Origin of the sequence: Curtobacterium sp. NPDC090223 (assembly GCF_044746585.1) — a bacterium.
In the GTDB taxonomy this organism is placed as follows: domain Bacteria; phylum Actinomycetota; class Actinomycetes; order Actinomycetales; family Microbacteriaceae; genus Curtobacterium.
The window spans coordinates 184,605-207,262 of record NZ_JBIVCN010000005.1 but is presented as its reverse complement, the minus strand read 5'-3'; the positions used below and the strand labels follow the sequence as shown (position 1 = coordinate 207,262).

The window sequence follows — 22,658 nt, the reverse complement described above, 5'->3', positions numbered from 1 at the left end:
GCGAGCCGGGCCTCCCGTCCGTCGGCGGTGCCTACGGCACCAGGGGCGGGCGGTTGCCGCGCGCCACCTCGCGCGCCGCGAGCGTGCGCATCTCGTCGTGCACCAGTTCCAGGAGCCGGTCTGCCGCGACGAGACCGTCGTGCTGCCGGCGGAGCACCGAGAGCGGCGTGGTGGCGTGCTCGTCGGTCACCGGGATATAGCTGACGCCGTCGAAGGCGTGCAGCGTCGACACGTAGGGCATGAGCGACACGCCGAGGCCGCACGCGATGGACGACAGCATCGCGACGTCGTCGAGGGAGTACGTCCGGATCTGCGGCGAGAACCCGGCGCGTACGCAGGCGCTGACGATGGCGTCGTAGCCCGGGATCCCCTCGTCGCGGTGGAACAGCACGAACGGGTCGTCGCGGAGCTCCACGAGGACGATGCGCTCGCGGGCGGCGAGCGGGTGCGTCGACGGCACGGCGGCGACGAGCGGCTCGTGCGCGACGAACGAGAAGTCGACACCCTCCGGTGCTTCCGAGAGCCGTCCGAACGCGAAGTCCACGCGGTGCTCCAGGACCGCGCGGGTGACGTGGGTGTCGAAGACGCTCATCAGTGAGACGCGGACGTCCGGCATCGCGGCTCGGAGTCGCGGCACGACGCGCGGGACCAGGCCGGCGAAGGTCGACGAGATCGAGGAGACCTTGAGCGGCACCGTCGCGGTCGGTTCGTCCACGACCGAGGCCTCGACCTGCTCGGCGTGGTCGAGCAGCGCCTTCGCCTGCGCGGCGAGGACCCGGCCCTGCGGGGTGAGCTCCGGTGCGCGCCGCTGGCCGCGCTCGAAGAGCGACACCCCGAGCTCTCGTTCGAACCGCGAGACCGACTGACTGAGCGCCGACTGGCTCATGCCGAGCCGGGCGGCGGCGTCCTTGAAGGAGAGGTCCTCGGCGACCGCCGTGAACGCTCGGAGATCGCGCAGTTCCATGACCTGATGGTCGCACGGTAATTCCACGGACTTGCGATACGACGCCGTAAAGGTCGTGTTACTAAATTATTTCCGAACGTTTTTCGGGCGCTTGCGTCGCTTACGGTGATTTTGCCCGCCCCACCCATCCTCCCCAGCACAGGAGTCACCATGCGACGCACCCACTCCAAGGCCGCCGCGGTCGCCGTCATCGCGGCCCTCGCCGTCGGGCTCACGGCCTGCTCCACGACCTCCTCCGCCTCGACGTCCGGATCCTCGAAGGACTACGGGACCCTGACCGCCGGCACGCTGAAGATCGGCACGCTCAGCGACGCCAAGCCCTACGCCTACACCGAGAACGGGAAGCTCACGGGCTTCGAGGTCGACATGGCCACCGCGATCGCGAAGCACATGGACCTCAAGCCGGTGTTCGTGCAGCAGGAGTTCTCCACGCTGCTGCCCGCGGTCGCCGCCGGCTCGCTCGACGTCGCCGCCGCGAGTACGTCGGTCACCGCCGAGCGCAAGAAGTCGGTCGACTTCTCGGACACCTACTTCATCGGGTACATCTCGATCATCACGCCGTCCGGGTCGACGATCACCGAGAAGGCCTCGTCGCTCAAGGGCAAGCGCCTCGGGCTGATGCAGGGCACGCTCGAGGACCAGTACGCCCAGGACCACTTCCCCGGCGTCCAGATCGTCCGCTACCCCGACAACAACGCCGCCAAGGCCGCCATGCAGGCCGGCAGCATCGACGCCGTGTTCCTCGACTACCCGATCGCCCAGGACTTCGTCGACAAGGACGACTCGATCGAGATGCCGGTGAACATCGAGCTGCCGGAGTACCCGGTCGCGATGAGCATGCACAAGGACAAGCCCGCGCTGAAGAAGGGCATCAACAAGGCCATCAAGGAGATCATCGCGTCGGGTGAGTGGCTGAAGATCGAGAAGCAGTACTACCCGGACGCCCCGGTGCCGGACCAGTTCCAGCCGACCGACAAGTAGGCCGCGACCATGGACCAGCTCCAGACACTCCTGCAGTCGTTCTTCAACGTCCCGGACATGCTCGTCGTCGTCCCCGAGATCCTCGGGTACGGGCTCTGGAACACCCTCCTGCTCGCCGCCGCCGCGACCGTCGTCGGCATCGTCATCGGCCTGGGCCTCGCGGCACTCGCCGTGTCCCGCAGCCGTACCCTCCGGGTGCTGTCGGGCATCTACACGGACGTGTTCCGCGGCCTGCCGGCGATCCTCACGATCCTGGTGCTCGGGCAGGGGCTCGCGCCGCTGTTCAACCCGATCACCAAGGGCAACCCGTACCCGCTCGGCATCCTCGCCCTCGGCCTGATCGCCGGCGCCTACATCGGGGAGATCTTCCGGTCCGGCATCCAGAGCATCGACAAGGGCCAGCTCGAGGCGGCCAGGGCGCTCGGCATGGGCTACGGCCCGGCCATGCGGCTGGTCGTCATCCCGCAGGGCATCAGGCGGGTGCTGCCGGCGCTCGTCAACCAGTTCATCGCCATCGTCAAGGACTCGTCGCTGGTGTACTTCCTCGGCCTGGTGACCTCGCAGCGCGAGCTCTTCCGGGTCGGACAAGACGCCGCGGTCACCTACGCGAACCTCTCGCCGCTCGTCACCGCGGGGATCTTCTACCTGCTCATCACGGTGCCCCTCACCCACCTGGTGAACGTCATCGACCGCCGTCTCCGCACCGGCCGCGCCGCGGTCGACGCGAGCGACGAAGGCGGACCCCGGTCCTCGGGGACCCCAGCCACCGCTCCTGCCGGAGCCGTCACGATCGGACAGGACGGATGACCATGACCACGCCCACCAACGGCACGACCACGCCCGGCATCGACACCGGGGTCACCGACCTCGTCGGCGACATCCGGGGCGCCGGACTCGAGCTCCGCGGGATCACCAAGCGCTTCGGTGCCAACGAGGTGCTGCACGGCGTCGACCTCGCCGTCCGACCCGGCCACACCGTCTGCATCATCGGCCCGTCGGGCTCCGGCAAGTCCACGCTGCTGCGCTGCGTCAACCGGCTCGAGGAACCGACCGCCGGCACGATCCTGCTCGACGGCGACGACATGACGACGGGGGACCCGGATCGCCTCAGGAGCCGCGTCGGCATGGTGTTCCAGCACTTCAACCTGTTCCCGCACAAGACGGTCCTCGACAACATCGTCCTGCCGCTCCGGAAGGTGCGCGGACTCGGTGTCGAGGAAGCCAGGGACCGCGCGGTGCGCTCGCTGGCGGACGTCGGACTCGCCCACAAGCGCGACTTCCGCCCGGCGAGCCTCTCCGGCGGCCAGCAGCAGCGCGTCGCGATCGCCAGGGCGTTGGCGATGCGACCGGAGGTGATGCTCTTCGACGAGGCGACCAGTGCCCTCGACCCCGAACTCGTGAAGGAGGTCCTCGACCTGATGACCGGGCTCGCGACCGCCGGCATGACGATGCTCGTCGTCACCCACGAGATGGGATTCGCCCGCCGGGCCGCCGACCACGTCGTCTTCATGGACCAGGGCCGGATCGTCGAACAGGGTGAGGCCGCGACGATGTTCGAACGCCCCGAGTCCGAGCGGCTCGCCGGGTTCCTGTCGAAGGTCCTCTGATGCCGCGCGGACCCCGCGTCGCCGTCGTCGGGACGGGCACCATGGGCGCGATGACGCTCTGGCAGCTCGCTCGGCGCGGGGTCGACGCCGTCGGCTTCGACCGCTGGGCGCCGGGGCACGCCTTCGGCGCGGCCGGCGGCGAGACCCGGCTCTTCCGCAGCGCGTACGCCGAGGGGCCGGAGTACGTCCCGCTCCTCGCCGAGTCGCTCCTGGAGTGGCGAGCGCTCGAAGCGGAGACCGGTCTCGACCTGCTCACGCTCACGCGCGGCCTGATGATCGGTCGGCCGGAGTCCGCCTTCATGCGTGGCGTCGTCGCGTCGGTCACCGAGAACGACCTGCCGCACGAGGTGCTGACCGGCCCGGAGGCTCGTGGCCGGTTCCCCGAGACCGTCATGGACGACGACGAGATCGCCGTCCTCGACGAGCGGTCCGGCGTGATCCGAGCGGAGGTGTCCGTCTCCGCCGCGGCGCGCGCCGCGACCGACCGTGGATCGGTGCTCCGCGTCGGCGACGCGGTGGTCGCGGTGGAGCCGGGGCCCACCGAGGTGACCGTCGTCACGGCGAGCGGGGCGCGCCTCCCGTTCGACCGTGTGGTGGTCGCCGCCGGAGCCTGGTCGAACCACGTCGGGGGCATCGAACTGCCGCGGCTCGACGTCCAGTCGATCGCCGTGCACTGGTACCCGGTCCGCCACCCGGCACGGTTCGCCGCCGACCGGTTCCCGTTCGTGTGCCGCGACGCCGGCCTCGACTTCTGCATCTGGCCGACCACCGACGGGGCGACCGTCAAGGTCGGCCTCGCGGCGGGGCTCGACCACCTCGCGAACGCCGACGACCTCGACCAGCGCATGCCGGACGAGCTCGTCCCCGTCGTCGACGAGTACGTGCGCCGCTACGTGCCGGACGCCGTCCCCGCCGCGGTCCGGCACGCCGTGCAGGTCGACGCCTGGACCGCCGACCACGACTTCATCGTGGACACCGTCGGCGACGACCGCATCGTCGTGCTGGCCGGGTTCTCCGGGCACGGCTTCAAGATGTCGCCCGTGATCGGCCGCGCCGCCGCCGACCTCGCGCTCACCGGGGAGACCGCGCTGCCGGTCGGCCGGTTCCGCGCGGACCGCTTCGCACGGAACCCGACGCTCCGATGACCAGGTTCGACGCGGAGGTCGGTGTCGTCGGCGTCGGCACCATGGGGGCGCAGACGATGTGGCAGCTCGCCAGGCGCGGCGTCTCGGCGATCGGGTTCGAGCAGTTCGCTCCCGGACACGACCGGTCCGGTGCCGGCGGTGAGTCCCGGTTGTTCCGGACCGCGTACCTCGAGGGCAGCCACTACGTCCCGCTCCTGCGCCGGTCCCGCGCCGAGTGGGAGCGACTCGGCGCCGACACGGGCGTGCGGCTGCTCCACATGACCGGCGGCCTGATGATCGGGTCCGACGGATCCGCGTTCCTCGACGCCGTCGGCCGGTCGATCGACGAGCACCGCATCGACCACGAGTTCCTCGACACGGACGCCCTCCGCAGCCGGTACCCGCAGCACGCCGTCCGCACCGGGGACGTCGCGTACCTCGACCACGAGTCGGGGTACCTGCGCCCCGAGGTCGCCGTCGCGCTCGCCGCGTCCGAGGCCGAGCGCCTCGGCGGTGTCGTGCACCGACGGGCCCGCGTGACGGAGATCCGGATGACCGACGCCGCGGTCGAGGTGCACACGGACGAACGCGTGTTCCGGTTCCCCCGCCTCATCGTCTCGGCCGGCGTCTGGACGTCCCAGCTCCTGCCGGGCATCACACCCCTGCACGAGGTCATCCGGATCGTCATGACCTGGTTCCCGACGGCGACGCCGGAGCGCTTCACCGAGGACGTGTTCCCGATCTTCGTCCGCCAGTCCGACGGGTTCGACATCTCCGGCTGGCCCTCGATCGACGGGGCCACCGTCAAGATCGGCCTGAACAACGGGTGGGACCGGGTCGCCGACCCCGACCTCCTCGACCGCACACCCCCGGACGCGTTGTTCGACGAGGTCCGGGACGCGATCCGCACCCTCGTCCCCGGGGTCGTCCCCGAGGTGGTCCGCGCCGGCGTGTACATGGACGGCTACACCGCCGACCACGACGCCTTCGTCGGACCGCTCGGATGGGACGACCGCGTCACCGTCCTCGGCGGCTTCTCCGGACATGGCTTCAAGCTCGCCCCCGCGATGGGCATCGTCGCCGCCGACCTGGCGACGACGGGGCGCACCGACCTGCCCGCCGACTTCCTCGACCCCTCCCGCTTCGCCGTCAACGTCACCGCGGCCGACCGCCTGCGCTTCGGCCGCCGGGTCAGCCGCTGATCCAGCACCCCCTCGAAAGGAACCCCATGGAGACCATCACCACCGACGTCGTCGTCGTCGGACTCGGCGCGTTCGGATCAGCGGCACTGTGGCGTCTCGCCGCACGTGGCGTCGACGTGGTCGGCGTCGACCGGTACGGACTCGGACACCACATGGGCTCCTCGCACGGCGCCACCCGGCTGTTCCGCATCGCCTGCCAGGAGCACCCCGGCCTGACCCCGATCGCGCAGAAGTCCCTCGAGCTCTGGACCGCGCTCGGCGAGACCACCGGCGAGACCTACGTCCGCCAGACCGGCTGCCTGTCGACCGGTGCGCCCTCGTCCCGCCCGGTCTCCGGCGTCACGGCCGCCGCGGCACGCGCCGGTCTCGACGTCACGCACCTCGACCACGACGAGCTGCTCCGCGACTTCCCGCAGTACGGCGGCACCGCCGAGGACACCGTCGGCGTGCTCGACCCCGGAGCCGGCATCTGCTACCCCGAGAAGAACGTCCGTGCGCAGGGCGAAGCGGCGATCGAGCTCGGCGCCCGGGTGTTCACCGACACCCGCGTCACTGCGGTCGAGCTCGTCGACGGCGGGGTGCGCGTCACCACCCCGACCGTCGTGATCGAGGCGGCGCAGGCCGTGGTCGCCGCCGGCGCCTGGAACGGCAAGCTCGTGCCGGGACTACCCCTCCGCCCGCGTCGCACACCGCTGTACTGGTTCAAGCCGAAGGACGACGCGTCCGTGTCGTTCTCCCTCGACGCGTTCCCCGCGTTCATCCACGAACTCCCCGACGGCCGGCACCTCTGGGGGCACGGCTCCGACGAGGACTACCTGGTCAAGATCGGCATGGAGGACTCCGGCGAGAACTTCGCCGACACCGACGCGGACACCGTCGACCGGTACATCCACCCGCGCGACGACATCGAACAGCTCTCGTCGTGGGTCGCGGACGCGTTCCCGGAGATCGACCCGGTGCCGGTCAAGGCGATCCCGTGCATGGTGACGAACTCACCGGACGGGCAGTTCCTGGTCGGACGACCTGCCGGGGACCCGCGCCTCCTCATCGCCGGCGGGGACCACGGGCACGGCTTCAAGCACGCCGCCGGGGTGGGTGAGCTCCTCGCCCAGATCGCCGTGGGGGAGACGCCGTACACCGCCATCGACTTCCTCGACCCGGACCGGTTCGCGAACGGGGCAGCGGTCGACGCAGGGACGGTGCACGCGGGGTCCGTGGCGCCGGTCGGCGTGTGAGCGCGCGACCGGTCGCGCTCGTCACCGGAGCATCGCGAGGCATCGGCCTCGCGATAGCCCGTGACCTGGCGCGCACCCACACCGTGGTCGTCGGAGCCCGGTCGGCGCGGGCGCTCGCCGGTCTCGTCGACGAGCTGCCCGACGTCGTCCCCTTCGTCTGCGACGTGGGCGACGGGGACTCGGTCGCCGCTGCCGTCAGCACGCTCGGGGCTGACCGGCTCGACGTCCTCGTGCACTCCGCGGGCATCGCCGACGAGCGACGGTTCGACACGTTCACGCGCGACGACTGGCGCCGGTCGTTCGAGGTCAACGTGTTCGGTGTCGCCGACCTCACCACGCGGCTGCTCCCGGCACTCCGCGCGGCGCACGGCACGGTCGTGTTCCTCAACTCCGGGTCCGGGATGTTCTCGTACCCGGACGGCGCCGTCTACTCGGGCACGAAGTTCGCGCTCCGCACGATGGCCGACTGCCTGCGGGAGGAGGAGCGCGAGCACGGCGTCCGCGTCGTCTCCGTGCACCCGGGGTTCGTCGACACCGACATGGCGCGGACGATCCGGCGCGAGGCAGGGCGGGAGGGGCCTGACGAGTCGTACGTGCAGCCGGAGACGATCGCCGCCGGGGTCCGGGTCGCCGTCGATGCTCCGCACGAAGCGCAGTTCGAGACGATCTCGATCCGTCCGACGCTGCGCGCCTGAGCGGGCGTCCGCAGAGGCGACCGGGCGGACGGGGCCGAGCCGGGCCTCCCGTCCGGTCCGCCGCCGGCCGCGGTCGGGCCGCGCTAGGTCACCCGGGTGAGCGCCTGCCCGAGGTCGCTCCGGTAGTACAGGACCGCCCGGCCGTACCGTGTCCGGTTGAGCAGGCCGCTGCGCTCGAGCACGCGCAGGTGCTGGTTGACGGCCGACGTCGAGACCCCGAACCGCATCGCGAGGTCCGTCGACGACGCCGGCTCGCCGAGGGCCTGCAGCAGTGCGGCCCTGGTCCCGCCGAGCAGGTCGCGAACAGCGCTCTGGTCCGGGTGCGACGTGGTCGACCACATCGCACCCTGCCCCCGCGCCGGGTACATGATCGTAGGCGGCAGGTCGTCGTCGATCGGGGTGGACGCCCGGACGACGAAGATCGACGGCACCAGGGTCACGCCCTCGCCGAGCACCGGGCGGTCGCGGGCGATCGGGCTGGAGAGCCGGACGTCGAGGTTCCGGCCGTCGAACCGTACGGATTCGGCGAGCCCGCGGAGCACGGAGCCGACGCCCTCGTGCGCTGCGATCCGGCCGCGGTGCGTGATGTCGGACTGCATCACCGCGCGCATCCGGAGCCAGTACGGCGCGAAGCAGAGCCGCCACGCGGTCGCCAACGCGTGCTGCAACCGTTCGACGACGGCGTCGTGGCGCCCGGCGAAGACCGCGGGGACCGTCCCGTGCACACGCTCGAGGTCCCCGTGCAGACGCGCTCTGGAGATCCGACCGAGGGCGACGAGCTCGTCGTCGAACGACGTCAGCGGCGACTCCGGACGCGGGTTCACGAAGTCGGCGACCCAGCGGCGCTCGTCGACCAGCCCGAGCAGGACCTCGTCGTCGAGGAGCGGTCGGACGGCGGCGATGCCGTCGAGCCACGGCCGTTGCAGCGGGTAGCGCTCGGGGTCCCGGAACGCCCGCAGGCCCAGGCCGAGTTCGGAGAGCGGCGAGATGCCGAACCGGATCGTCGAGACGTCGGACGCCTCGAGCTGGTACCGGATCATGAAGCCCGAGGCTACATCGATTCGTCCATGCGCCCGGATCGGCGAGAAAGGGACGGTGAGCACCACCGCAACCCCCGAGGTCCCGATCCGCAGTCTCGTCCAGCAGGACGCGACGCTCCGACGTCTGCTGGTCGTCACCCTCGTGGACACGGTCGGCCGTGGGGCGTTCTTCACCCTGACCTCGCTGTACCTGACGACCATCGTCGGGATCCCCGCGGTGGCCGTCGGTCTCGGGCTCACCGTCGCCGGTGCGGTCGGGGTGGTCAGCTCGCTCGGGTTCGGCCACCTCGCGGACCGCTGGAGCTCGCGGCGGATGCTCGTCGGACTGCACCTCGTGCAGGGACTCGCGCTGGTCGGGTACGTGCTCGTGCGCGACCTGCCGACGCTGGTGGTGACGGCGTCGATCGTGACCCTCGCGCAGCAGGGCGGCTCGTCGGTGCGGTCGGCCGCGATCGGGCGCGCGTTCCCGGGTGGCGAGCGGGTCCGCGTCCGGGCCACCATGCGGACGGTCACGAACATCGGGATCGCCACGGGGACGGCGTTCGCGGCGATCCCGCTCGCCGTCGGGACCGGGGCGGCGTACCGGGTGACCATGGTCGCCGCGGGTGTGCTCTTCGTCGCGTCGGCGTTCATGCTGCTCGGGCTCCCGGCGCTGCGGGTGGACGCGGCGCGGGCCGAGCGGACCGAGACGGGGTCGATCGTCCGGCCGGACCACGGCGGGCAGTCGCCCTACCGGGACCTCCGCTTCCTCGGCGTCACCGCACTGACGGGGGTGTTCGGCATCCAGTTCGGGCTGTTCGAGGTCGCCGTGCCGCTCTGGGTCGTCGGGCACACCGTCGCGCCCGACGTCCTGGTCTCGCCGCTCCTGCTGGTGAACACCGCCGTCGTCATCGCGTTGCAGGTCCGGATGGCCCGCGGAACCGGCACCATCGGAGGCGCCGCGCGGGCGATGCGCCACGCCGGGTGGCTGATGGCCCTGGCCTGCGGGCTCTGGGCGGCCGCCGGCTGGGTGCGGGGCGACGACTGGCTGCCAGCGGCGATCGCCGGAGCGGTGCTCGTCGTCGCCGCGGTCGCGCACTCGCTCGCGGAGATCACGTCGAGTGCGGCGGGGTGGAGCCTGAGCTTCGAGATGGCACCGGCGGACCGGGTCGGGGCGTACCAGGGCGTGTACGGCACCGGGTACGCGGTGGGTGCGATGGTCGCTCCGGCTGTCGTCACGCTCACCGCGATCGACCTCGGGACGCTCGGGTGGGCGGTGCTCGCGGTGGTGTTCCTGTCCTCCGCGCTCGGCACCGCCGCGATCGCCCGTCGTGCCGTTCGCGCACCGGCCTGAGCGACGACGAGGAGTGGCCGCGCCGCTGGCTGCGGCGCGGCCACCCGTGTCACTGGCCCCTGCGGGAGACGTCGTACAGGAACCGGGCGAGGGTCACGAGCAAGCTCGCGATCCCGAACCACGGCACCTGACGCCTGGGCCGGCGCTCGTCGTCGTTCGACATCGAGTACCTCCTGGTGTCGTCGCCGGCGGACACGAGGAGCAGTGGGCCAGGGGTGTGGAGCCGACCGGGGTCGGCTACGCTTGCACCCGAGCGAAGAACTCGGGGGAAGTGTCGTTTCCCCTGGCTTTCCACTCGGAGAGCGAATCGAAGCCCGGGACTGTTCCTGCAGTCCCGGGCTTCACGCATTCGCCCTGGGGCCCACGATCCGGCGGTGTCACCGGTCCCGCTCAGCAGCCTACCGAAACTGCAGTATCAGTCCGGCCGCGGTGGATCGGGAATGCCCGGCCGTAACAGGCGACTTGGATTGTTTCGTCGTGCGTCCTGCCCGTGTGCCCGGTGTCCCCAGCCGGTGCCAGGATGGACGCCGCCACAGCAGCACAGCAGCACAGCAGCACAGCAGCACGGCAGCACACAGCAGCACAGCAGCACAGCAGCACCAACCCACGAGGAGCACCCCCGTCATGAGACGCCCGAAGCGCCTGACCATCACCGCGGCCGTGGCCGCAGCAGCAGCACTGGTCCTGACGGGCTGCTCGGGCGGCGGCGCCTCGGACGACGCCACGAGCGCGACGTCCAAGGGCGGCACGCTGAACATCCTCACGACGGCGACCGCGGTGCACCTGGACCCGGCGACGAGCCAGAACCTCAACATCACGACGCTCGGCCTGGTGCTCCGCCGCCTGACCGCGTGGGACGTCGAGCCGGGCAAGACCGCCAAGGTGGTCCCCGACCTCGCGACGAACACCGGTGACTCGAGCGACGGCGGCAAGACCTGGACGTACCACCTCAAGAAGGGGCTGAAGTTCCAGGACGGCACGGCGATCACCACGAAGGACATCAAGTGGGGCATCGAGCGCTCGTTCGCGCCGACCCTCACGGGTGGCCTGAGCTACCACAAGTCGCTCCTGGTCGGCGGTGACACCTACAAGGGCCCGTTCGACGGCAAGAGCCTCGACAGCATCGAGACCCCCGACGACTCCACGATCGTCTTCAAGCTGAACGCGGCGTACGGCGACTGGCCGTGGCTCGTGTCGATGCCGGCGTTCGCGCCGGTCCCCGATGGTGACGGCACGGACACCGGCGCCTACGACGCCAAGCCGGTCGCGAGCGGCCCGTACCAGGTGCAGTCGAACCAGCAGGGCTCGCAGATCACCCTGGTCCGGAACAAGTCGTGGAGCGCGAAGACCGACTCGGTGCGCACGGCCGGCCCGTCGAAGGTCGTCTTCAAGGAGTCGCAGGACCCCTCGACCGTGACGCAGACCCTGATCGCCGACAACGGCGACGCCAAGAACTCCTTCGGCGCCACCTACCTGGGTGCTGCCGAACTGAACCAGGTGCGCTCGAACCCGTCGGCGCAGGACCGCCTCGCGACCTCGAAGGCCGGCCCCATCCAGTACATGGCGATCAACACCCAGAAGGGGTCGCTCAAGGACCTCAAGGTCCGCCAGGCCCTGCAGTACGCCGTGGACAAGAAGTCCTACCGGATCGCCGCTGGCGGCGCCCTCGCCGGCACGTACGCGTCGACCCTGATCACGCCGGGCATCGCCGGGCGGCAGGACTACGACCTCTACGAAACGAAGGCCACCGGCGACGTCGCCAAGGCCAAGTCGCTCCTGCAGGAGGCCGGCGCGACCGACCTGAAGCTGACGCTCCTGACCCCGAACGACCCCTCGTCGCTCGCCGAGTCCCAGGCGCTGCAGTCCGGCCTGAGGCGTGCCGGCATCACGGTGACCCTGAAGCCGGAGGACTCCGACTCGTTCTACACGGACGCGACGAACGGCAGCGACTACGACCTCGCCCTGTTCGGCTGGCAGCCGGACTTCCCGAGCGCGAACGCCAACATCCAGCCGCTCTACGACTCGTCGCAGATCGGTGACGGCGGCTACAACGTCTCGCAGTACAGCAACCCGGACGTCGACAAGCTGATCGACGAGGCCACGGGCACGGTCGACCAGGACGCGGCGCAGAAGCTGTGGGCGCAGGCGGACAAGAAGATCATGGAAGACGCACCCGTCGTCCCGCTGATCTACGCGAAGCAGTCCTTCCTGGCCGGGTCGAACGTGCAGAACTTCCAGATCGCGGACTTCCCGGCGTACCCGAACTACCTCAAGGTCTCGCTCGGCAAGTGACGGATCCGATCCTGCAGGTCGAGGGGCTCCGCGTCGCGTTCGGTGACGCGGAGCCCGTCGTCCGTGACGTCTCCTTCGACCTGACCCCCGGTCGTGTGCTCGCCCTGGTGGGGGAGTCCGGCTCGGGCAAGTCCGTCAGCGCCATGAGCGTGCTCGGACTGCTGCCGCCGCAGGCCCGTGTCTCGGGCAGCGTGCGGTTCCGCGGTGCCGAGCTCGTCGGGGCGTCGGTGGACGAACTCCGCACGGTCCGGGGTGCGGGCATCGGCGTGGTCTTCCAGGAGCCGATGAACTCCTTCACGCCGGTCCTGTCGATCGGCACGCAGATCGCCGAGGCGGTCCGGGCGCACCCCCGCGGGCTCGACCGAGCCGGGGTGTCCGCACGCATCGACGAGTTGCTGCGGTCCGCTGGCCTCGCCGACCCCGCGCGCATCCGGAAGGCCTACCCGCACGAACTCTCCGGAGGACAGCTCCAGCGCGCGATGATCGCGATGGCGCTCGCCGGTGACCCGGTCGCGCTGATCGCGGACGAGCCGACGACGGCACTCGACGTGACCGTGCAGGCCGGCATCCTCGACCTGCTGCGGACGCTCTGCCGGGAGCGCGACCTGGCGGTCCTGCTCATCACGCACGACATGGGCGTGGTGGCGGACGTCGCGGACGAGGTCCTGGTGATGCGCCGCGGCGAACCCGTCGAACACGGTGCGGTGGACGCGCTGTTCGCAGCGCCGCAGGCCGCGTACACGCGCGCACTCCTGGCAGCCGTTCCCAGCCTGGAGGCTCGGGTTGCCCCCGCCAAGCCGGCAGCGGCTCTGGACGCGGCCGGCTCGCAGGGCCGCGCCTCCGTCGCGGAGGCGACCCCGGCCTCCCGTCCGGTGGTCGCGCGTCTGCGCGACGTGAGCGTCCGCTACGACCGTCGCGGTGCGCCCACCGTCTCCGGCATCGACTTCGAGCTCCGTGCCGGCGCGACCCTCGGGCTCGTGGGGGAGTCCGGTTCCGGCAAGTCCACGATCGGGCGGGCGCTGGCCGGCCTGGTGCCGGTCGTCGGCGGCTCGGTCGAGGTGGACGGCAGCGACCTCCGGACCGCCCGCGGACGACGGCTGCGTGAGATCCGCAGTCGCGTCGGGATCGTCTTCCAGGACCCGGCCTCGTCGCTGAACCCGCGGCAGACCATCGGGTGGAGCATCGCGGAGCCACTGCTCGTGCACGGCTCGTCGCCGGCCGACCGTGCGGTGCGGGTCCGCGACCTGCTCGACGCCGTGCAGCTCGACCCGACCTGGGCCGAACGCTTCCCGCACGAGCTCTCCGGTGGGCAGCGCCAGCGCGTCGCGGTCGCGCGTGCCCTCGCCCTGCGGCCCGCCCTGGTGATCGCCGACGAACCGACGTCGGCACTCGACGTGACCGTGCAGGCCGCCGTGCTCGACCTGCTGTCCGCACTGCAGGACGACTTCGGGTTCGGCATGCTGCTCATCAGCCACGACCTGGCGGTGGTCCGCCAGCTCGCCGACGAGGTCGTCGTGCTGCACGACGGACGCGTCGTCGAACGCGGCGTCACCGAGGCCGTCCTGGACGACCCGCAGGAGGACTACACACGCACGCTGCTCGCCGCCGCTCCCGTGGCCGACCCCGCCCGTCAGGCGTCGCGCCGCGAGGCGTGGCGCGAGCTCGTCGGGGGTGCCTCGTGACCGCGAACGTCGTCGAGCGGCCCGTCGCCGCGTCGGCCGGACGCTCGACCGGCTTCCGCGCGGTCGTCCGGCGCGTGCGTCAGGACCGCTGGGCCGTCGTCTCGGCGATCGTCATCGTGGTCTTCCTGGTCGTCGCGGTGTTCGCCCCGGTGATCGCCGCGATCAGCGGACAGGACCCGTACTCGTACCACATCAACGCACTCAACTCGTTCGGCGCCCCGCGTGGGTCGCTCGGCGGGGTGAGCGGGACGCACTGGTTCGGCGTGGAGCCGCTGACCGGGCGCGACCTGTTCGCCATCGTGACGTACGGTGCGCGGACGTCGCTCGGGATCGGGCTCGCCGCGACCGCGACGTCGATCGTGATCGGCGTGCTCGTCGGCGTCACGACCGGGTTCTTCGGAGGCTGGTACGACCGCGTGGTGTCACGCGTGGTGGACGTCATGTTCGGGTTCCCGTCGCTGGTGTTCATGATCGCGCTGACCGCGATCGTCCCGACGTCGTTCCCGAAGCCGCTGCTCGTCGTCCTGGTCATCGGGTTCTTCGGCTGGCCGTCCGTCGCCCGCGTGATCCGCGGCCAGACGCTGTCGCTGCGTACCAGGAACTACGTCGTCGCCTCCACCGCGCTCGGCGCCGGACGGTGGCACGTGATCCGGACCCAGCTGCTGCCGAACCTCGCCGCGACGATCACGGTCTACGCGACGATCTCCATCCCGTCGATGATCGGCGCCGAGGCCGCGCTGTCGTTCCTGGCGGTCGGCGTCACCCCGCCGACGCCGTCGTGGGGGCGGAGCATCGGCGACGCGATCGGCTGGGTGCAGACCGACCCGATGTACCTCGTGTTCCCCGGTGCCGCGCTGTTCGTCATCACGCTGGCGTTCAACGTCCTCGGCGACGCCCTGCGCGACGCACTCGACCCACGAGGAGGCTCCCGGTGAGCACGCTCCGATTCCTGCTCTTCCGTGTGCTCGGCGCCGTCGTCGTGCTGCTGGTCGTCGCCGCGGTGACCTACGCGCTGTTCATGCTGCTGCCGACGAACCCCGCCAGGGCGATCTGCGACAAGCCGTGCACGCCCGACCGGCTGCGCGAGGTCCAGGCGTTCCTCGGCACCGACAAGCCCTGGATCGCGCAGTTCCTGGCGTACCTCGGCGGCATCTTCACCGGACGGACCTTCGGCAGCGGCGTCTCCGCGATCCAGTGCGCGGCGCCGTGCTTCGGGTACTCGTTCCAGCTGCACGACAGCGTCACCTCGCTCATCGTCACGCGCCTGCCCGTCACCGCCTCGATCGCCGTCGGGGCCGCGGTGCTGTGGCTCGTGGCCGGGGTCGCCGGGGGAGCGGCATCGGCACTCCGCCGCGGCTCGGCGCTCGACCGCACCGTGATGGGCATCGCGGTCGCGGGGGTCTCCGCGCCGTCGTACCTGGTCGGGCTGCTCGGGATCCTGCTGTTCGGGTTCGTCCTCGGGATCCTGCCGACGAGCGGGTACGTGCCCTTCACCGAGGACCCCGTCGGGTGGGTGACGCACCTGGTGCTGCCGTGGTGCGTCCTGGCGTTCATCAGCGCAGCGATCTACGCGCGGCTGACCCGTGGCGAGATGCTCGAGGCGATGTCGCAGGACTTCGTCCGCACGGCCCGCGCGAAGGGCATCCGCGAGCGCCAGGTGATCGTGCGTCACGGGCTCCGGACGGCGATCCTGCCCGTGGTGACGCTGTTCGGGCTCGACCTCGGGTCGCTGCTCGGCGGGGCGGTCATCACCGAGAAGGTGTTCTCGATGCAGGGCCTCGGGGCGCTGCTCATCGACGCGGTGCACACGCTCGACCTGCAGGTCGTCGTCGGGTTCACGCTGTTCTCGGCGTTCCTCGTGGTGACGGCGAACGTCATCGTGGACATCGTCTACGCCTTCGTCGACCCGCGGGTGCGGCGCCGGGCGTAGGTGCGCTTCCCGCGCGCCGTCGCTGAGACTCCCCACACGTTCACCGCCGTTCCCCGCCTGGTTGGCGGGATCGTCCGCGGTGTCCGCAGAACGGAGGACTTGTCGCCCCGGGAGACCGAGGTGAACAGTTCGATCGTGGACAACACCAAGGGGGACCGCGACACGTCGCGGTCGGTCCGTCTCCGGACCAGGAACAGGTTCATCACGATCGCGGTCGCCGCGGTCGCCGTGGTCGCCGCGATCGGGACAGCTGCTCCCGCTCTCGCCGGGCAGCCCGGCCTCAACACGGGCGGAGGGCCGTCCGCGCAGGCGAACAGCGCGATCGCCTACGCCGAGAGCATGTGGAGCACCAGCAACGGTGGCCCGAACTCGAGCACGTACTACGCCCTCGGGGGCAACGGCCCGAGTGCCTGGGACTGCTCGGGACTCGTCTGGAAGGCCTACCTGCAGGCCGGCATCGACCTGTCGAACGGGGCGTCACGCCCGGTCGTCGGTGACGAGTACAACGCGCTGAAGAGCCACCTGGTGGCACGGTCGGCAGCGCAGCCGGGTGACATCCTGTTCTGGACGAGCAACGGCTCCACCAGTGGCAACTTCCTGCACGACGGCATCTACATCGGCAACGGGTACATGGTCGCGGCAGCCGCTCCGGGTGAGGGCGTCAAGGAGCAGACCCTGTGGTCCGAGCCGGGCGAGGAACTCCTCGACGTCGTCGGCCGGCCGACTGGGTCGCTGACCGGCTCCGGGTCCGGCGGCACCACGGTGTCCAACACCTCGTACGTGAGCGCAGCGCAGGTCAACACCGGCAAGCTCTGGAGCATCACCGCGAAGAACGCGGCGACCGCCTACGACGTCGGCGTCGCGGCCGGCACCAGCCCGGCGATGGCGACGCTGCCCGGCGGCAAGTACGTCACGGCGTTCCAAGCGCAGGGCGGGAGCCTCTGGAGCATCACCTCGGACGGTGCGGCGACGTCGTTCCCGGTCGGGATGAAGACCGGGACGAGTCCCTCCATCATCGCGACCGCGGGCGGTGGGTACGTCATCGCGGTCCAGACGAACACCGGCAAGCTGTGGACGATCACGAACACCAAGGCCGCCACGGCGTTCGACATCGGCATGAAGGCCGGGACGAGTCCGTCGATCGCGGCGGTCGGCAGCGGGTACGTCGTCGCGGTACAGACCAGCACGGGTGACCTGTGGAGCGTGACGAACACCAACGCGGCCACCTCGTTCGGGATCGGCATGATGACCGGGACCAGCCCGGCGATCACCGCCACCGCCGGCGGGGGCTACGTCATCGCGGCGCAGACGAACACCGGCGACCTGTGGAGTGTGACGAACACGAAGGCGGCGACGTCGTTCTCGGTCGGCATGAAGGCGGGCACGAGCCCGGCGATCCTGCCGATCTCGAGTGGCGGCTACGTCATCGCGGCGCAGACCAACACCGGGAAGCTCTGGACGATCACCAACGGCAAGGCGGCCACCGCGTTCGACATCGGCATGGCAGCGGGCACGAGCCCGGCCATCGCCTCGGTCGGGAGCGGGTACGTCGTCGCGGTCGAGACGAACACGAACGCACTGTGGACCGTCACGAACGACGACTCCGCGACGGCGTTCTCCGTGGGGATGAAGGCCGGCACGAGCCCGGCGATCCTCGCGCAGTGACGTCGATCTGGTGACGCGCGGCGGGCCGTCCCTCCGGGACGGTCCGCGGCGCGGCCGGCGCGGCCGGCGCGGCGCCGCCGCGCCGCCGCGTCGCCACCGCGGCGCCGATTGGCGCCGCACAACCAAAAGCACCGCGAACCACGGGAATCCGTGGTTCGCGGTGCTTTTGGTTGTGCGAGAGCGCAGCCCGCGCAGCCGCGCAGCCGCGCAGCCGCGCGCCGCGCCCCCGCCCCTCAGAAGTACGTGATCCCGTGCGGCGTCCGCGCCGGCAGCAGCATCGCCCGGAGCAGCACCGGCGCCGCCGGGTCCGCCGCGCGCAGCAGCCCCGCCGCCGCGAGCGTCACCGGCGACACCGACCCGAGCAGCAGCGCCCCGAGGTCCGCCACGTCGAGCGCGACGTCCACCGGCACGTCGGACACCCGCATGACCGTCCCCGCGCCGGACACCACGTCGAGCCGGTACGTCCCCGCCGCGAACCCGAGCGAGTCCGAGACCTCGAGCACGATCGAGCCGTCGACCGCGTACGGCCGCGACCCGAGCGACGCCGCGACGTCGAGCACCCGGAGCCAGACGTGGTCCTCCTCGTGGTCGACGTCGTACGCGCGGTTGTCCCCGAGCGCCGCGACGATCGGGTCGTCCAGCCGCGAGCGGTTGTACTTCACGACGTCGTTGAGGTCGATCGACAGCAGGAACTCCCAGAGCGACAGGTACGCGGCGTCGGTCGCGTACACCAGGTCCACGATCTCGACGGCCGTGTCCGCACCGGACTGCTTGACGCGCCACGTCACGTACCCGTCGACGACGTCGGAGCCCTCCGCCCGGTGCACGGCGGCGCGGACGTCCTTCGCCTTCTCGCCGTCGCCGGTGAACTCGCCGAACACGACCGGCCACGTCCCGGTGTTCCGCACCATCGACCCGGGGGTGCGCTCGTGGAAGCGCGCGAAGACGTCCTTGCCGACGCCGTCCGCGAGCCACGCGAGCGGCACCACGGACACGGTGCCCGACGTCGGCGCCAGGAAGGGGAGCGCCCGGTTCCGGCGGACGCTGACCGCGCGTTCGCGGATCGCGCTGCCGAAGCCGAAGCGGCGGTAGATGGTGCCCTCGGACGCGGTGAGCGATGCCATCGCGTAGCCCGATTCGGCACCGCGGGTGAGCGCGTGCGTCATCATCGCGCGGAGGATGCCACGGCGCCGTTCGGTCGGGCGGACCGTCACGGCGGAGATCGCCTGGGTGTCCACGGCCGACCCGTCACCCCAGCTGAGCGCCTTGCGGAACCAGGTGAACGTGCCGGCGGGCCAGGTCTCGTCGACGGAGCCGGCGAGGGGTTCGCGCACGTACACGCCGAGGAAGGTCTCCTGGTCGGCCACGAAGTACGACGCCATCCTGGCGGCGTTCTCCGGCGACCCGGTGTTCTCGTGGAAGCCCATGGCGACGGCTTCCAGCCAGGCGGCCGTGCGCGCGTCCGGTGCCCCGTCGGCATCGGTGCCCGGGGTGAACTCGCGCAGGTCGAAGCGGTCGGTGAAGTCGTCGTTGATCTGAGCCACGTGCCGACCCTACCGGTGGGGATCGAACGGACGACGCGAACGATTCGGTAACGCCGCCGCCGTCCGGGCACCGACCCTGTCAGGATGCCCGCATGGGGGAACGAACGAGACGCGTGGGGCTGGTGCTGACCGTGCTGACCGCGATGACGCTCGCCGGGTGCGCGGTCCAAGCCGGTCCGGCAGCGCTCGAGACGCCGAGCAGCACCACGAGCAGCGCACCCGTGAGCGCCGGGGACGGTCCGCCGCAGTACTCCCTGAACAAGCGTCACCACGAACGCACCGAGGTCCGCGACGCCGACCGCCCGGCACTCCAGGCCGCGGCGGACACCGTCCTCGACGCCCTCGCCGACGCGCCCCGCCCCGTCACCGAGTCGGCAGCGCGCCAGGCCCTCGCCGATGCCGGTGCACCCGACCCGTGGATCGTCGTGGACCAGGCAACCGGTTCCGTCCGGTTCGAGGCACAGGTCGACCAGCACGGCTGTCTCGTCGGCGGCGTCGACGACGACGGCACCGTCACCGCGGAGCCCGACGGTTTCGTGCTCGACGGCGGTTGCCACGCGCTCGACGGCCACTGACCAGCCCACCCACCAGGCGTGCCGGCTCACCGGGCCGCGTGGCCGGGTCGCAGACCGGACGGGAGGCCCGGCTCGCTCCCGCCCCGCCGGTGGCGGTCCGTCGTCGGCCGGCCCCGGCACTCAGTCCGTCGCGCCTGCTGGTGGGTCGACGAGCAGGCCGACGCGGTCCTCCAGGTAGTCGGCGAGCGGCACGGTCGACCCGGCGGCCGGGGACCAGCGCACGAGCGGCAGGTCGTCCTCGACCAGGAGCACCCCGTCGGCGCCGACGAGCGTGTCGTCGAGCGGGATCGGTGTGGCACCGTGGTTGACGGTGTCCCCGGCGTCGAAGTGTCCGCGGGCCGCGGCGGCCCGGTACGCCCGTCTGGTCTCCGCCGAGACCGACTGGAACTGCGCGCGACCCGGGTCGGTGACGCGCGTGATGGTGCCCATCGCCCACACCCGTCCGCCGGTCTCGATCGAGGACCCGAGGAGCAGCGCGCCGACCCGCCAGACGCGTCCGAGTGACCGGATGGTCGGCTCGCGGCGGATGCCGAGCACGGCCTTCGGCTGCACGTACTCGCCGAGCGCCTCGTCGTGGACGCCGGCGGCTCGCAGCCGTCGTGCCGCGTCGTCGAGCAGCTCGCGGGTCCGCGTCACACCGTCCGTCACGACGCCTGAGCCTAGACCGAGTGCGCTCCACGGTGTCGGCCCCGACCACGGTCGCGAGCACGTCGCCGTCTGGACGCCGACACGATGCCGATCGTCACCATCACCGCTCCGTAGGCCAGCAGGACCCCGGCGACGGTCGGGATGAGCCAGCTGCGCGAGCCGTTGACGAGCTGGTTGACGTAGCCGACCTCGGGGACGCTGTACCAGACCACCCCGCGGACCTGCGCTGCCGTCACCGGCTGCGCGTCGGGGGCGGCGTTGTTGTCGCCCTTGAGCACGAACGTCCGGGAGCCGTCGGACGAGGACGCGATGGAGACGACGCGGTGGCTGATCACCGCCGGCTGCCCGGACACGATCTGGTACGTGACGACGTCGCCGACGCGGATGTCCTCGATCGGCGTCGGGCGCACCACGAGCAGCGTCCCCGGCGGCAGCGTCGGCTCCATCGACTGCGTGAGGACGGTGAGAGGCATCGACCCCGATGCCTTCGGGACGACGATCAGCACGACCGCCAGACCCGCGACGAGCAGCAGGAGACCGGTGCTCGCGCCGAGGACGACCGCGTGCAGGACGGCCCGCCAACCGGTGCGCGGCGCCGGGTCCGGCGACGTGCGCATCAGGCGCCGCATCGGATCGCCGCCCCGTCGTTCTGGGTGAAGAGGGTCACGGGGCCGCTGCCCGCGACGGTGGAGGTCGCGTTCCCAGCGCTGTCGATGACCTTCACGGTGACGGTGACGGTGCCGCTCGTCGCGACGCTCGAGGGGATGTCCTGCGGAGCCAGGGTGATCCGCGCCGAGTAGTCCTGCGCCTTCTGCCCGACCATGGTGGTGCCGACGAACGCTGCGTACCACGTGTCCGTCGGGCGGGACGACGCCGGCCAGGTGACGTCGACGTAGTTCCCGCTGTGGTCCGTGCAGGTGAGCGCAGCTGCCGCCGCGGACGTGTTGAGGTAGAAGCCGCCCTGCAGCACGCCGGAGGTCCACGTGCCCGCGGTGAGCGTGAGGTTGACGTTCACGTTCGTCGTGGTCGACGGCGGCGCGGACGAGGTGGGGGTGCTGCGCGTGCACCAGACGGCGCTGGCCCCGGCTGCGAGCTTCGAGGACATGCTCGGGAGCGACGCCCAGGTGCCGGTGACGGAGCCGCTGCCGACGGCCGCGGAGTCCGTGCACGCAGCGGTCGACACGACCGGCCACGCGACGACGGACACCGCCTGCGCCAGTGCGGTCGAGCTGCCGGAGACGACCGAGACCGTCGTGGAGGTGGTGCCGGCGATCGACCCCGAGTTGGTGAAGGTGACGGGCTTCGTCACCGAGGTCACCGTCGACGAGAACGTCGTCGTGATCGCACTCGTGCCGGTGATCGACGCGGACACCTTGCCGATCGTCACACTCGACGCCGTGGTCGCCGTCGCCGTCCAGAGTGCCCAGGCGGCGCTCGAGCCCCCGGCGACGAACACCGCGGTGAGGAGCGCGGCGAGCAGGACGCGGACCCGGCGGCTCACGGGGCCACCTGCGTCCCGGTCACGGTGAGCGTGAAATCGGTGACGGCGCCGGCGACGCTCTGCGGTGCGTCGGCGTCGAGGACCAGCTCGACGCACCCGACGCCGCGGGCGCCGACGGGGAGCGTGTAGTACCCGGACCCGGTGTCGAAGGCCGCCACGCGGGCGCTGGCGCCCGAGAGCCCGGTCCGGCAGTCCGAGGCGGTCGCAACGACGGACAGCTTCAGGGTCTCCTCGCCGAGCACGGTCGCACTGGAGGCACTGGTCGCGTACGCCACGTTCGTCGCGGTGGTCGCGACCCGCATCGAGAGCGGCACGGTGCCCGTGTTCGCGACGGTGAACGTCCCGGTCACGCCCGTGCCGGGCGCGAGCACGGCGGAGTTCATCGTGGACAGGGCGCCGACGGTGATCGTCGCCGTCCCGGACTTCACGGTCGACGCCGAGGTGTTCGCGGCGCCGTTCCAGAGCGCGTACGTGCCGCCGGTGCCGACCAGCGCGACGACGACCGCGACGACCAGGCCGAGCACGGTGGGCCAGACCCAGCGGGCGCGGCGGGGCGCACGGTGGCGTCCCCTCCTCGTCGCTGTCCCGGTCATGCTCGTTCCCCTGGTCGTCGTGGTCGTGTCGATGTGTCGGCGCGGTG

21 protein-coding genes are annotated in these 22,658 nt (G+C 71.5%); 14 read left to right on the top strand and 7 right to left on the bottom strand.

Annotated elements, in window-relative coordinates; translation table 11 throughout:
• Positions 1–31: 31 nt before the first annotated feature.
• A complete protein-coding gene (locus tag ACIPJY_RS13625; protein WP_400461505.1) occupies positions 32–964 on the bottom strand; it encodes a LysR family transcriptional regulator in 933 nt (310 codons plus the stop codon).
• 150 nt (positions 965–1,114) lie between these two features.
• Here ACIPJY_RS13625 and ACIPJY_RS13620 point away from each other — a divergent pair, with 150 nt between their 5' ends.
• From ACIPJY_RS13620 to ACIPJY_RS13590, 7 genes are read left to right on the top strand one after another with little or no spacing between them, the layout of a single operon-like run.
• Positions 1,115–1,945, top strand: coding sequence for an ABC transporter substrate-binding protein (locus ACIPJY_RS13620; RefSeq protein ID WP_400461508.1), 831 nt, complete (start codon positions 1,115–1,117; stop codon positions 1,943–1,945).
• Between the two features lie 9 nt (positions 1,946–1,954).
• Positions 1,955–2,752: an amino acid ABC transporter permease gene (locus tag ACIPJY_RS13615; protein WP_400461511.1), complete on the top strand. Its 798-nt coding sequence runs from the start codon at positions 1,955–1,957 to the stop codon at positions 2,750–2,752.
• A complete protein-coding gene (locus ACIPJY_RS13610; protein WP_400461513.1) occupies positions 2,749–3,552 on the top strand; it encodes an amino acid ABC transporter ATP-binding protein in 804 nt (267 codons plus the stop codon). The genes ACIPJY_RS13615 and ACIPJY_RS13610 overlap by 4 nt, the downstream gene beginning before the upstream one ends.
• A complete protein-coding gene (solA, locus tag ACIPJY_RS13605) occupies positions 3,552–4,697 on the top strand; it encodes an N-methyl-L-tryptophan oxidase (RefSeq protein ID WP_400461516.1) in 1,146 nt (381 codons plus the stop codon). Before ACIPJY_RS13610 ends, solA (ACIPJY_RS13605) begins: the two co-directional genes overlap by 1 nt.
• Entirely contained in the window at positions 4,694–5,878 is a 1,185-nt protein-coding gene (gene solA, locus ACIPJY_RS13600) for an N-methyl-L-tryptophan oxidase (RefSeq protein WP_400461518.1), read from the top strand. The genes solA (ACIPJY_RS13605) and solA (ACIPJY_RS13600) overlap by 4 nt, the downstream gene beginning before the upstream one ends.
• A gap of 26 nt (positions 5,879–5,904) precedes the next feature.
• The gene (gene solA / locus ACIPJY_RS13595) at positions 5,905–7,113 is read left to right on the top strand and encodes an N-methyl-L-tryptophan oxidase (RefSeq protein WP_400461520.1); all 1,209 of its coding nucleotides are present in this window, start codon (positions 5,905–5,907) and stop codon (positions 7,111–7,113) included.
• Positions 7,110–7,808 (top strand): SDR family oxidoreductase, encoded by a 699-nt coding sequence (locus ACIPJY_RS13590; protein ID WP_400461523.1) that lies wholly within the window; start codon positions 7,110–7,112, stop codon positions 7,806–7,808. The genes solA (ACIPJY_RS13595) and ACIPJY_RS13590 overlap by 4 nt, the downstream gene beginning before the upstream one ends.
• An 83-nt stretch (positions 7,809–7,891) precedes the next feature.
• Here the strand turns inward: ACIPJY_RS13590 and ACIPJY_RS13585 are convergent, their stop codons facing one another.
• Positions 7,892–8,848: a helix-turn-helix domain-containing protein gene (locus ACIPJY_RS13585; RefSeq protein WP_400461526.1), complete on the bottom strand. Its 957-nt coding sequence runs from the start codon at positions 8,846–8,848 to the stop codon at positions 7,892–7,894.
• Positions 8,849–8,903: 55 nt separating this feature from the next.
• On the opposite strand from ACIPJY_RS13585, the gene ACIPJY_RS13580 reads away from it, so the two are divergent.
• The 6 genes from ACIPJY_RS13580 (at position 8,904) to ACIPJY_RS13555 (ending at position 17,750) form a co-directional block, all read left to right on the top strand.
• Complete coding sequence (locus ACIPJY_RS13580; protein WP_400461529.1) at positions 8,904–10,181, top strand: MFS transporter; 1,278 nt, start codon at positions 8,904–8,906, stop codon at positions 10,179–10,181.
• Between the two features lie 624 nt (positions 10,182–10,805).
• Positions 10,806–12,473, top strand: a complete 1,668-nt coding sequence (locus ACIPJY_RS13575; RefSeq protein ID WP_400461532.1) for an ABC transporter substrate-binding protein — start codon at positions 10,806–10,808, stop codon at positions 12,471–12,473.
• Positions 12,470–14,155 carry a dipeptide ABC transporter ATP-binding protein gene (locus ACIPJY_RS13570; protein ID WP_400461535.1) on the top strand — a complete coding sequence of 562 codons (1,686 nt, stop codon included), beginning with the start codon at positions 12,470–12,472 and terminating at the stop codon, positions 14,153–14,155. Before ACIPJY_RS13575 ends, ACIPJY_RS13570 begins: the two co-directional genes overlap by 4 nt.
• Positions 14,152–15,090, top strand: a complete 939-nt coding sequence (locus ACIPJY_RS13565; protein ID WP_400461538.1) for an ABC transporter permease — start codon at positions 14,152–14,154, stop codon at positions 15,088–15,090. Before ACIPJY_RS13570 ends, ACIPJY_RS13565 begins: the two co-directional genes overlap by 4 nt.
• Positions 15,087–16,085: an ABC transporter permease gene (locus tag ACIPJY_RS13560; RefSeq protein WP_400461541.1), complete on the top strand. Its 999-nt coding sequence runs from the start codon at positions 15,087–15,089 to the stop codon at positions 16,083–16,085. The genes ACIPJY_RS13565 and ACIPJY_RS13560 overlap by 4 nt, the downstream gene beginning before the upstream one ends.
• A 135-nt stretch (positions 16,086–16,220) precedes the next feature.
• Positions 16,221–17,750 (top strand): C40 family peptidase, encoded by a 1,530-nt coding sequence (locus tag ACIPJY_RS13555; RefSeq protein WP_400461544.1) that lies wholly within the window; start codon positions 16,221–16,223, stop codon positions 17,748–17,750.
• Positions 17,751–17,983: 233 nt separating this feature from the next.
• Here the strand turns inward: ACIPJY_RS13555 and ACIPJY_RS13550 are convergent, their stop codons facing one another.
• On the bottom strand, positions 17,984–19,294 hold the full coding sequence (locus tag ACIPJY_RS13550; protein ID WP_400461546.1) for a GNAT family N-acetyltransferase: 1,311 nt from the start codon (positions 19,292–19,294) through the stop codon (positions 17,984–17,986).
• Between the two features lie 92 nt (positions 19,295–19,386).
• Here ACIPJY_RS13550 and ACIPJY_RS13545 point away from each other — a divergent pair, with 92 nt between their 5' ends.
• A complete protein-coding gene (locus tag ACIPJY_RS13545; protein ID WP_400461548.1) occupies positions 19,387–19,869 on the top strand; it encodes a hypothetical protein in 483 nt (160 codons plus the stop codon).
• 120 nt (positions 19,870–19,989) lie between these two features.
• Here ACIPJY_RS13545 and ACIPJY_RS13540 read toward each other — a convergent pair whose 3' ends face one another.
• The 4 genes from ACIPJY_RS13540 to ACIPJY_RS13525 are packed head-to-tail and all read right to left on the bottom strand — an operon-like array spanning position 19,990 to position 22,611.
• Positions 19,990–20,517 (bottom strand): hypothetical protein, encoded by a 528-nt coding sequence (locus tag ACIPJY_RS13540; RefSeq protein ID WP_400461550.1) that lies wholly within the window; start codon positions 20,515–20,517, stop codon positions 19,990–19,992.
• A gap of 11 nt (positions 20,518–20,528) precedes the next feature.
• Positions 20,529–21,134, bottom strand: coding sequence for a signal peptidase I (locus ACIPJY_RS13535; RefSeq protein ID WP_400461553.1), 606 nt, complete (start codon positions 21,132–21,134; stop codon positions 20,529–20,531).
• Positions 21,134–22,018, bottom strand: coding sequence for a hypothetical protein (locus tag ACIPJY_RS13530; protein WP_400461556.1), 885 nt, complete (start codon positions 22,016–22,018; stop codon positions 21,134–21,136). Before ACIPJY_RS13530 ends, ACIPJY_RS13535 begins: the two co-directional genes overlap by 1 nt.
• A complete protein-coding gene (locus tag ACIPJY_RS13525) occupies positions 22,015–22,611 on the bottom strand; it encodes a TasA family protein (RefSeq protein WP_400461559.1) in 597 nt (198 codons plus the stop codon). The genes ACIPJY_RS13530 and ACIPJY_RS13525 overlap by 4 nt, the downstream gene beginning before the upstream one ends.
• Positions 22,612–22,658: the final 47 nt, after the last annotated feature.

Coding starts and splice junctions, on each gene's coding strand:
- ACIPJY_RS13625 (WP_400461505.1), bottom strand. CDS start 964: ATGGAACTGCGCGATCTCCGAGCGTTCACGGCGGTCGCCGAGGACCTC.
- ACIPJY_RS13620 (WP_400461508.1), top strand. CDS start 1,115: ATGCGACGCACCCACTCCAAGGCCGCCGCGGTCGCCGTCATCGCGGCC.
- ACIPJY_RS13615 (WP_400461511.1), top strand. CDS start 1,955: ATGGACCAGCTCCAGACACTCCTGCAGTCGTTCTTCAACGTCCCGGAC.
- ACIPJY_RS13610 (WP_400461513.1), top strand. CDS start 2,749: ATGACCATGACCACGCCCACCAACGGCACGACCACGCCCGGCATCGAC.
- solA (WP_400461516.1), top strand. CDS start 3,552: ATGCCGCGCGGACCCCGCGTCGCCGTCGTCGGGACGGGCACCATGGGC.
- solA (WP_400461518.1), top strand. CDS start 4,694: ATGACCAGGTTCGACGCGGAGGTCGGTGTCGTCGGCGTCGGCACCATG.
- solA (WP_400461520.1), top strand. CDS start 5,905: ATGGAGACCATCACCACCGACGTCGTCGTCGTCGGACTCGGCGCGTTC.
- ACIPJY_RS13585 (WP_400461526.1), bottom strand. CDS start 8,848: ATGATCCGGTACCAGCTCGAGGCGTCCGACGTCTCGACGATCCGGTTC.
- ACIPJY_RS13575 (WP_400461532.1), top strand. CDS start 10,806: ATGAGACGCCCGAAGCGCCTGACCATCACCGCGGCCGTGGCCGCAGCA.
- ACIPJY_RS13545 (WP_400461548.1), top strand. CDS start 19,387: ATGGGGGAACGAACGAGACGCGTGGGGCTGGTGCTGACCGTGCTGACC.
- ACIPJY_RS13535 (WP_400461553.1), bottom strand. CDS start 21,134: ATGCGCACGTCGCCGGACCCGGCGCCGCGCACCGGTTGGCGGGCCGTC.
- ACIPJY_RS13525 (WP_400461559.1), bottom strand. CDS start 22,611: ATGACCGGGACAGCGACGAGGAGGGGACGCCACCGTGCGCCCCGCCGC.